The following is an 8630-nucleotide window of genomic DNA, read 5'->3' as shown; positions in this document are numbered from 1 at the left end:
GTCAACGGTATCCGGATGCTGCGCACCCGTCTGGGCGAGCCGGATGCGCAGGGGCGGCGGCGTCCTGTCCCGGTGGCGGGCAGTGAGTTTGTCATGCCAGCGGATGCGGTGATCATGGCGTTTGGGTTTAATCCGCACGCCATGCCGTGGCTTCAGGCGCAGGGCGTCGACACCGACGACTGGGGGCGCATCAGGGCCTCCGTGGAGAGCCGTTATCGCTACCAGACCTCGAATCCGCAGATTTTTGCTGGCGGTGATGCGGTACGCGGTGCAGATCTGGTGGTCACCGCGATGGCGGAAGGGCGCCATGCCGCGCAGGGGATCATGGACTGGCTTGGCGTGCCGCCGCGCAACATGCATTAACGCAGACGGGCGACAAAGCGGGCTTCACAGCGTAGTATAAACAGACTCATTTTGCCGTGGAGCCCGTATGTCTCTGAACATTAGCGTTATTAAAGACAAAATCCTTTCTGAAAATTACTTTGTCCTGCGTAACATCACTTACGATCTCACCCGTAAGAACGGGGACGTCATTCGCCATAAACGCGAAGTCTACGACCGGGGCAATGGTGCAACCATTCTGCTGTATAACCGTGAAAAGCAAAGCGTAGTGCTGATCCGCCAGTTTCGCATCGCGACATGGGTCAATGGCAACGCGGACGGACGTCTGATTGAAACCTGTGCAGGTCTGCTGGACGACGATGAGCCGGAAGTGTGTATCCGCAAAGAAGCCATTGAAGAGACGGGTTTTGAGGTGGGGACGGTGCAGAAAGTCTTTGAGCTGTTTATGTCCCCTGGCGGGGTCACCGAGCTGATCCACTTCTTCATTGCGGAATATACCGATGCCCAGCGCACGCACCGGGGCGGTGGCGTGGACGACGAAGACATTGAAGTGCTGGAAATGCCTTTCGCTAAGGCTGTTGACATGGTGAAACGCGGCGAGATCCGCGACGGTAAAGCGGTGATCCTGTTGCAATATCTGCAAACCAGCGGGCTGATGAATGCCGCGGCGGAAGCGCGATAAGTTGTATTTCAGATAAATCTATCCGATAAATCCGATTGAGCCAGCCCGCCCAGGGCACGAAGATACGCCCCAGATTGACCTATTCGTTTGCGGGGCTGTGCCGTTCATGCGCTACTGCGTTTTTCTTCTCTTCTTCATTTGCGTGCTTCCCGCGCCTCGGGTGTGGGCTGCGCCTGCGCAGCAGTCTTTTTCAGACTGGCAGGTGACCTGCAATAACCAGAACTTCTGCGTAGCGCGCAACACTGGCGAGCATCGCGGTCTGGTCATGTCGCTGAGCCGCAGTGCGGGGGCAAAAACGGACGCCAGCCTGCGCATTGATCTCGGTGGGCTTTCGGCGCCTCCGGTGAAAGAGCCTGACATCGCCCCGCGCCTGCTGCTCGACAATGTGCCGCTTAAACTCACGTCGCAACACTGGCAGTTAACCCCCTGGCATCTTAAAACAGACGATACGGGCACCATCACCACGTTTCTGAAAACCATTCAGGAAGGTCAGGCGCTGACTCTGCGCGGGGGGAAGCAGACAATCTCTCTGGCCGGGCTGAAAGCGGCGCTGCTGTTTATCGATGCCCAGCAAAAACGCGTCGGAAGTGAAACGGCATGGATTAAAAAAGGGGATAGTCCACCGCTGAGCGTGCCGCCTGCGCCGGCATTAAAAAAGGTGGCGGTGGTGAACCCCACGCCAACGCCGCTGACGCATAACGAATTGAACGATCTGCTGGATTACGGTAACTGGCGCATGAACCACAGCCAGTGCTCTCTCGATCCGAACCGGCGTGAGGTGCGCGTGACCGCGCTGACCGATGACAAAGCGCTGATGATCATCAGCTGTGAGGCGGGGGCGTACAACACCGTCGACCTGGCGTGGCTGGTGTCGCGTAAAAAACCGTTTGCGGCCAGGAGCGTGAGATTGCGTCTGCCGTTTACCCCTTCCAGCCAGAGTAGCGACATGGAGCTGATGAATGCCAGCTTCGATGAAAAAACGCGCGAGCTGACCACGCTGGCGCTGGGACGCGGGATTGGCGACTGTGGGATCCAGACCCGCTGGCGTTTTAACGGCCAGCGCTTCCGTCTGGTACGCTACGCGGAAGAGCCAAGCTGTGATAACTGGAATGGGCCAGATGCCTGGCCCACGCTGTGGATCACAAGGTAGGGTTTTGCCGATTTGTAGGCCGGGTCAGGCGCAGCCGCCACCCGGCAACGCAGATCGCATTACAGCACGCTCAGCGCCTTCTCCACTACGTTCTCAACGGTAAAGCCGAAGTACGGAAACAGCTTATCGGCCGGGGCGGATTCACCGTAACCCTTCATGCCGACAATCGCCCCTTTCAGACCCACATATTTGTACCAGTAGTCGGCAATGCCAGCTTCAACCGCCACGCGCGCCGCGACGTTTGAAGGCAGCACCGATTCGCGGTACGCCTCATCCTGGGCATCAAAGATATCCGTTGAAGGCAGGGAAACCACGCGCACCGCGTGACCCTCGGCGGTCAGTTTCTCCGCCGCTTTTACCGTGATTTCCACCTCTGAACCGGTGGCAATCAGGATCACGTCTGGCTTGCCGCCGCTGTCTTTCAGGATGTACCCGCCGCGGGCGATATTTTTCACCTGCTCCGGCGTGCGCTCGATCTGCGCCAGGTTCTGGCGCGACAGGATCAGCGCCGTGGGTCCGTTATGACGCTCTACGGCCAGCTTCCAGCCCACTGCCGCTTCAACCTGATCGCACGGACGCCAGGTACTGAAGTTTGGCGTCAGGCGCAGGCTCGCCAGCTGCTCTACCGCCTGGTGCGTCGGCCCATCTTCACCCAGTCCGATGGAGTCGTGGGTGTACACCATGATTTGCCGCGCCTTCATCAGAGCCGCCATACGCGCCGCGTTACGGGCATATTCGACAAACATCAGGAAGGTAGCGGTGTACGGCACGAAGCCGCCATGGTGGGCGATGCCGTTGGCAATGGCGGTCATCCCGAACTCGCGCACGCCGTAGTGGATGTAGTTCCCGGCAATGTCCTCCTTCAGGGATTTAGAGCCGGACCAGATGGTAAGGTTACTTGGCGCCAGATCCGCCGATCCGCCCAGCAGTTCGGGCAGGATTGGGCCAATTGCGTTCAGGGTGTTTTGTGATGCCTTACGGGTGGCAATTTTCGCCGGGTTGGATTGCAGGTTTTCAATCATCGCCTGGGTTTTCTCTTCCCAGTCTTCCGGCAGGCCGCCGCTCATGCGGCGGGTAAACTCAGCCGCCAGCTCCGGATACGCTTTTTTGTAAGCGGCAAACTTCTCGTTCCAGGCCTGCTGCGCTTTTTCACCTGTTTCGCGAGCATCCCAGGCCTTGTAGATCTCTTTTGGGATCTCAAAGGCCGGGTGTTTCCAGCCCAGTTTCTGGCGGGTCAGCGCCACTTCCTCTTCACCCAGCGCCGCGCCGTGCGCCTCTTCTTTGCCCGCTTTGTTCGGCGAGCCGAAGCCGATGGTGGTGCGGCAGATGATCAGGGACGGTTTGTCCTTCACGCTCTGCGCTTCCTGAATCGCTTTTTTCACCGCCTCAGGATCGTGACCGTCGATCTCGTGCACCACGTGCCAGTGATAGGCTTCAAAGCGTTTCGCCGTGTCGTCGGTAAACCAGCCCTCGGTTTCCCCGTCAATGGAGATACCGTTGTGATCGTAGAAGCCAATCAGCTTGCCCAGGCCCAGGGTGCCCGCCAGCGAGCAGACCTCGTGGGAGATCCCCTCCATCAGGCAGCCATCACCCATAAAGACATAGGTGTAGTGATCGACAATCTCGTGGTCGGGCTGGTTGAACTGCGCGGCCAGCGTACGCTCTGCAATCGCCAGGCCGACGGCATTCGCCAGCCCCTGGCCCAGCGGGCCGGTAGTGGTTTCAACGCCCGGCGTATAGCCGATCTCCGGGTGGCCCGGCGTTTTGGAGTGCAGCTGGCGGAAGTTTTTTAACTCCTCAAGCGGCAGATCGTAGCCGGAGAGGTGCAGCAGGCTGTAGAGCAGCATCGATGCGTGACCGTTGGAGAGAATAAAACGGTCGCGATCGTACCAGGTCGGATCGGTCGGGTTGTGCTTGAGGAAGTCGTTCCACAGCACTTCGGCAATATCAGCCATACCCATGGGGGCGCCAGGGTGGCCGGAATTGGCTTTTTGTACGGCATCCATGCTGAGGGCGCGAATGGCGTTGGCGAGCTCTTTACGGGACATAGTTCACTCCGTGGCAAGGTTAAAGTTTGGCAGCGAGAAGATCTTCGAGTTTGCGCTGGTCGACGGCGAACTGACGGATGCCGTCCGCCAGTTTTTCCACGGCCATTGGGTCCTGATTGTGCTCCCAGCGGAATTCCGCTTCGGTCATGGGTTTTGGTTTTGGCAGAACGGTGGAGGTCGGCACAAGCTTGCGGATCACCGTCTCTTCACTCTCCTGAAGCTTTTTCAGCAGGTCAGGGGAGATGGTCAGCCGGTCGCAGCCCGCGAGCGCCAGGATCTGCTCCGTGCGGCGGAAGCTGGCCCCCATCACGATGGTTTCGTAGCGGTGCTGCTTGTAATAATCGTAGATATTACGCACCGATTTTACGCCAGGATCTTCTTCCACCACGTACGGATCCATTGGCTGTTTCGCCTGATACCAGTCGTAGATACGTCCGACAAACGGTGAAATCAGGAACACGCCCGCTTCGGCGCAGGCACGCGCCTGGGCGAAGGAAAACAGCAGCGTCAGGTTGCAGTGGATCCCCTCTTTCTCCAGCACTTCCGCCGCGCGGATGCCTTCCCAGGTAGAGGCAAGCTTGATCAGGATGCGTGATTTATCGATCCCCTGCTCCTGGTAGAGTTCCACCAGGCGGCGAGCCTTGCTGATGCTCTTTTCCTGGTCAAACGAGAGGCGGGCGTCCACTTCGGTGGAGACGCGTCCCGGTATGCTTTTAAGAATTTCCGCACCGATATTGACCGCCAGCTTGTCGCTGGCCTCGGCGACCTGCTGCTCCTGCGTTTTCCCGCGCTGTTTGCCATAGGCAAGGGCGTCATCAATCAGATGACTAAAGTGCGCAAGACCGGCCGCCTTGAGCAGCAGAGAGGGATTGGTGGTCGCGTCTTCCGGCTGGTAGTGACGAATCGACTCGATGTCGCCGCTGTCTGCAACCACGGTGGTAAATTGTTTGATGCCGTCTAGCTGGTTCATAATTACTCCTTGGAAATAAAAGAGTTAGTCGAGTGCGTTAGTTCACACTTCTGAGAAAATCATGATGGACTTAACAAAAAAGCATAGCAGACGGGGGAGGCATTGCTTTCTGAGACGGGTAACATGGCTGTTATAAATTGATAACAATTTTTATTCTGCAATGGTGAGAGTTTGGCAGCCTTCAAAGTTTAGGAGCCTGCCTGCGGCGATACTATGCGGCACACCAGGGTGTGCATAGGAACGTCAACATCACCCTTTTTGACCGAAACGTGAAAGGAATAACAAGATGGATGATCAGTTAAAACAAAGCGCTCTCGATTTTCATGAGTTTCCTGTTCCGGGTAAAATCCAGGTATCCCCGACCAAACCGCTGGCGACCCAGCGCGATCTGGCGCTGGCCTACTCGCCGGGCGTGGCTGCTCCGTGCCTGGAAATCGAAAAAGATCCGCTGGCAGCGTACAAATACACCGCGCGCGGCAACCTGGTGGCCGTTATCTCTAACGGTACGGCGGTGCTGGGGTTAGGGAACATCGGTGCGCTGGCCGGTAAGCCGGTGATGGAAGGGAAGGGCGTTCTGTTTAAGAAATTTGCCGGTATCGACGTCTTCGATATCGAAGTGGACGAACTGGATCCGGATAAATTCATCAACGTGGTGGCGGCGCTGGAGCCGACCTTCGGCGGCATCAACCTGGAAGACATCAAAGCGCCGGAATGTTTCTATATCGAGCAGAAGCTGCGCGAGCGTATGAACATTCCCGTGTTCCATGACGACCAGCACGGCACGGCGATTATCAGTACCGCCGCCATTCTGAACGGCCTGCGCGTGGTAGAGAAAAATCTCTCCGACGTGCGCATGGTGGTCTCCGGCGCAGGCGCCGCGGCCATCGCCTGTATGAACCTGCTGGTGGCGCTGGGCATGCAGAAACACAACATCGTGGTCTGCGACTCCAAGGGCGTGATTTACAAAGACCGCGAGCCAAACATGGCGGAAACCAAGGCGGCCTATGCGGTGGAAGACGACGGCAAGCGCACGCTAGAAGACGTGATTGATGGTGCTGACATTTTCCTCGGCTGTTCAGGCCCGAAAGTACTGACCCAGGAGATGGTGCAGAAGATGGCGCGCGCGCCAATGATCCTGGCCCTGGCGAACCCGGAGCCGGAAATTCTGCCGCCGCTGGCGAAGGCGGTGCGTGAAGACGCGATCATCTGTACCGGACGTTCGGACTACCCGAACCAGGTGAACAACGTGCTCTGCTTCCCGTTCATCTTCCGCGGTGCGCTGGACGTCGGCGCTACGGCAATCAACGAAGAGATGAAGCTCGCCGCCGTTCATGCTATCGCAGAGCTGGCGCACGCCGAGCAGAGCGAAGTGGTGGCCTCCGCCTACGGCGATCAGGATCTGAGCTTCGGCCCCGACTACATCATCCCTAAACCATTTGACCCGCGTCTGATCGTGAAGATCGCGCCAGCGGTGGCTAAAGCGGCGATGGACTCCGGCGTGGCGACGCGGCCGATTGAAGATTTCGATGCCTACGTCGATAAACTCACCGAGTTCGTCTACAAAACCAACCTGTTTATGAAGCCGATCTTCTCCCAGGCGCGCGCTGACGCGAAGCGCGTGGTGCTGGCGGAAGGGGAAGAGGCGCGCGTGCTGCATGCCACGCAGGAGCTGATCACCTTAGGGCTGGCGAAACCGATCCTGATTGGTCGTCCGAGCGTGATCGAGATGCGTATTCAGAAGCTGGGCCTGCAAATTAAGCCGGGCGTCGACTTTGAGATCGTCAATAACGAATCCGATCCGCGCTTCAAAGAGTACTGGAACGAATACTATTCGATCATGAAGCGTCGCGGGATCACCCAGGAGCAGGCGCAGCGGGCGGTGATCAGCAATACCACGGTGATCGGCGCGATCATGGTTCATCGCGGTGAGGCGGATGCGCTGATCTGCGGCACCATCGGCGAGTACCATGAGCATTTCAGCGTGGTGCAGGAGATCTTCGGCTATCGCGAGGGCGTCCATACTGCCGGCGCAATGAACGCGCTGCTGCTGCCAAGCGGTAACACCTTTATCGCCGATACCTACGTCAACGACGATCCTTCCCCGGAGGAACTGGCGGAAATCACCGTGATGGCGGCGGAAACCGTGCGCCGCTTTGGTATCGAGCCGAAAGTGGCGCTGCTGTCGCACTCTAACTTCGGGTCATCCAAATCCGCGGCGGCGTGCAAAATGCGCCAGACGCTGGACCTGGTGCGCGAGCGTGCGCCGGAGCTGATGATCGACGGCGAGATGCACGGCGACGCCGCGCTGGTGGAGAGCATTCGTAATGAACGTATGCCGGACAGCCCGCTGAAAGGCTCGGCGAACGTGCTGATTATGCCGAACGTAGAAGCGGCGCGTATCAGCTATAACCTGCTGCGTGTGTCGAGTTCTGAAGGGGTGACCGTAGGGCCAGTGCTGATGGGGGTGTCAAAACCGGTGCATGTGTTAACGCCGATTGCCTCCGTGCGTCGTATCGTCAACATGGTGGCGCTGGCGGTGGTTGAGGCACAGACGCAGCCGCTGTAATTAACCCCACCCCTCACCCTAACCCTCTCCCCTGAGGGGAGAGGGGACAGCTCCGAGCCGTCTTTTCACCCTCGCCCCTTTGGGGAGAGGGCCGGGGTGAGGGGTAAGGGTTACACCCAGTCCCGAACCCGAATAAACTCACTCAAGGCAGCCTCCGGGCTGCCTTCTTTTGGCGCGTAGCTGTATTCCCAGCGCACCAGCGGCGGCATCGACATCAGAATGGACTCCGTGCGCCCACCGGTTTGCAGGCCAAACAGCGTCCCGCGATCCCATACCAGGTTAAACTCCACGTAGCGCCCGCGGCGGTAAAGCTGGAACTCACGCTCGCGCACGCCGTAGTCGGTGTCTTTGCGGCGTTCGACAATCGGAATATAGGCGTTGGTAAAGCCTTCACCCACCGCGCGCATAAAGCTGAATGCGGTATCAAAATCCGGGGTGTTGAGATCGTCAAAGAACAGTCCGCCGATGCCGCGCTGCTCGTCGCGGTGCTTCAGATAGAAATAGTCATCGCACCATTTTTTGTATTTCGGGTAAACGTCTTCGCCAAACGGCAGGCAGAGGTCGCGCGCGGTGGTGTGCCAGTGCACGGCGTCCTCTTCGAAGCCATAGTAAGGCGTTAAGTCGAAACCGCCACCAAACCACCAGACCGGATCGGCCCCCGGTTTTTCCGCGATGAAAAAGCGCACGTTGGCGTGGCTGGTTGGCACAAACGGGTTATGCGGATGCACTACCAGCGAGACGCCCATCGCCTCGAAGCTGCGGCCCGCCAGTTCAGGCCGATGCGCCGTGGCGGACGCTGGCATTGCATCACCGTGGACGTGGGAGAAGTTGACCCCGGCCTGTTCAAAAATACCGCCGTTACGCAGCACGCG

At 58.5% G+C, this 8630-nt stretch carries 7 protein-coding genes; 4 read left to right on the top strand and 3 right to left on the bottom strand.

Translation table 11 applies throughout. From position 1 onward, the window contains the following. The 3 genes from DD606_RS22800 to DD606_RS22790 form a co-directional block, all read left to right on the top strand. On the top strand, nt 1–363 hold a 363-nt coding region (locus DD606_RS22800; protein ID WP_176691463.1), incomplete at its 5' end, for an FAD-dependent oxidoreductase. 67 nt (nt 364–430) lie between these two features. Then, nucleotides 431–1024 (top strand): GDP-mannose pyrophosphatase NudK, encoded by a 594-nt coding sequence (nudK, locus tag DD606_RS22795; RefSeq protein ID WP_003863554.1) that lies wholly within the window; start codon nt 431–433, stop codon nt 1022–1024. 106 nt (nt 1025–1130) lie between these two features. Beyond that, nucleotides 1131–2174: a DUF1176 domain-containing protein gene (locus DD606_RS22790; protein ID WP_047653871.1), complete on the top strand. Its 1044-nt coding sequence runs from the start codon at nt 1131–1133 to the stop codon at nt 2172–2174. A 59-nt stretch (nt 2175–2233) separates the two neighbouring features. On the opposite strand, the gene tkt is transcribed toward DD606_RS22790, so the two are convergent. Both tkt and tal read right to left on the bottom strand, forming a co-directional pair. Further along, on the bottom strand, nt 2234–4222 hold the full coding sequence (gene tkt / locus DD606_RS22785; protein WP_045330443.1) for a transketolase: 1989 nt from the start codon (nt 4220–4222) through the stop codon (nt 2234–2236). Between the two features lie 19 nt (nt 4223–4241). Continuing rightward, the gene (gene tal, locus DD606_RS22780) at nt 4242–5192 is read right to left on the bottom strand and encodes a transaldolase (RefSeq protein WP_045896673.1); all 951 of its coding nucleotides are present in this window, start codon (nt 5190–5192) and stop codon (nt 4242–4244) included. Between the two features lie 286 nt (nt 5193–5478). On the opposite strand from tal, the gene maeB reads away from it, so the two are divergent. Further along, on the top strand, nt 5479–7758 hold the full coding sequence (gene maeB / locus DD606_RS22775; RefSeq protein WP_032659706.1) for an NADP-dependent oxaloacetate-decarboxylating malate dehydrogenase: 2280 nt from the start codon (nt 5479–5481) through the stop codon (nt 7756–7758). Between the two features lie 110 nt (nt 7759–7868). Here maeB and hemF read toward each other — a convergent pair. Continuing rightward, nucleotides 7869–8630 (bottom strand): oxygen-dependent coproporphyrinogen oxidase (gene hemF, locus DD606_RS22770; RefSeq protein WP_129259193.1); only part of this gene is annotated, 762 nt, incomplete at its 5' end.

Source organism: Enterobacter cloacae complex sp. GF14B (assembly GCF_004136805.1).
GTDB classification, from domain to species: Bacteria; Pseudomonadota; Gammaproteobacteria; order Enterobacterales; family Enterobacteriaceae; genus Enterobacter; species Enterobacter hormaechei_C.
This window is presented reverse-complemented; position numbering and strand designations above follow the sequence as displayed.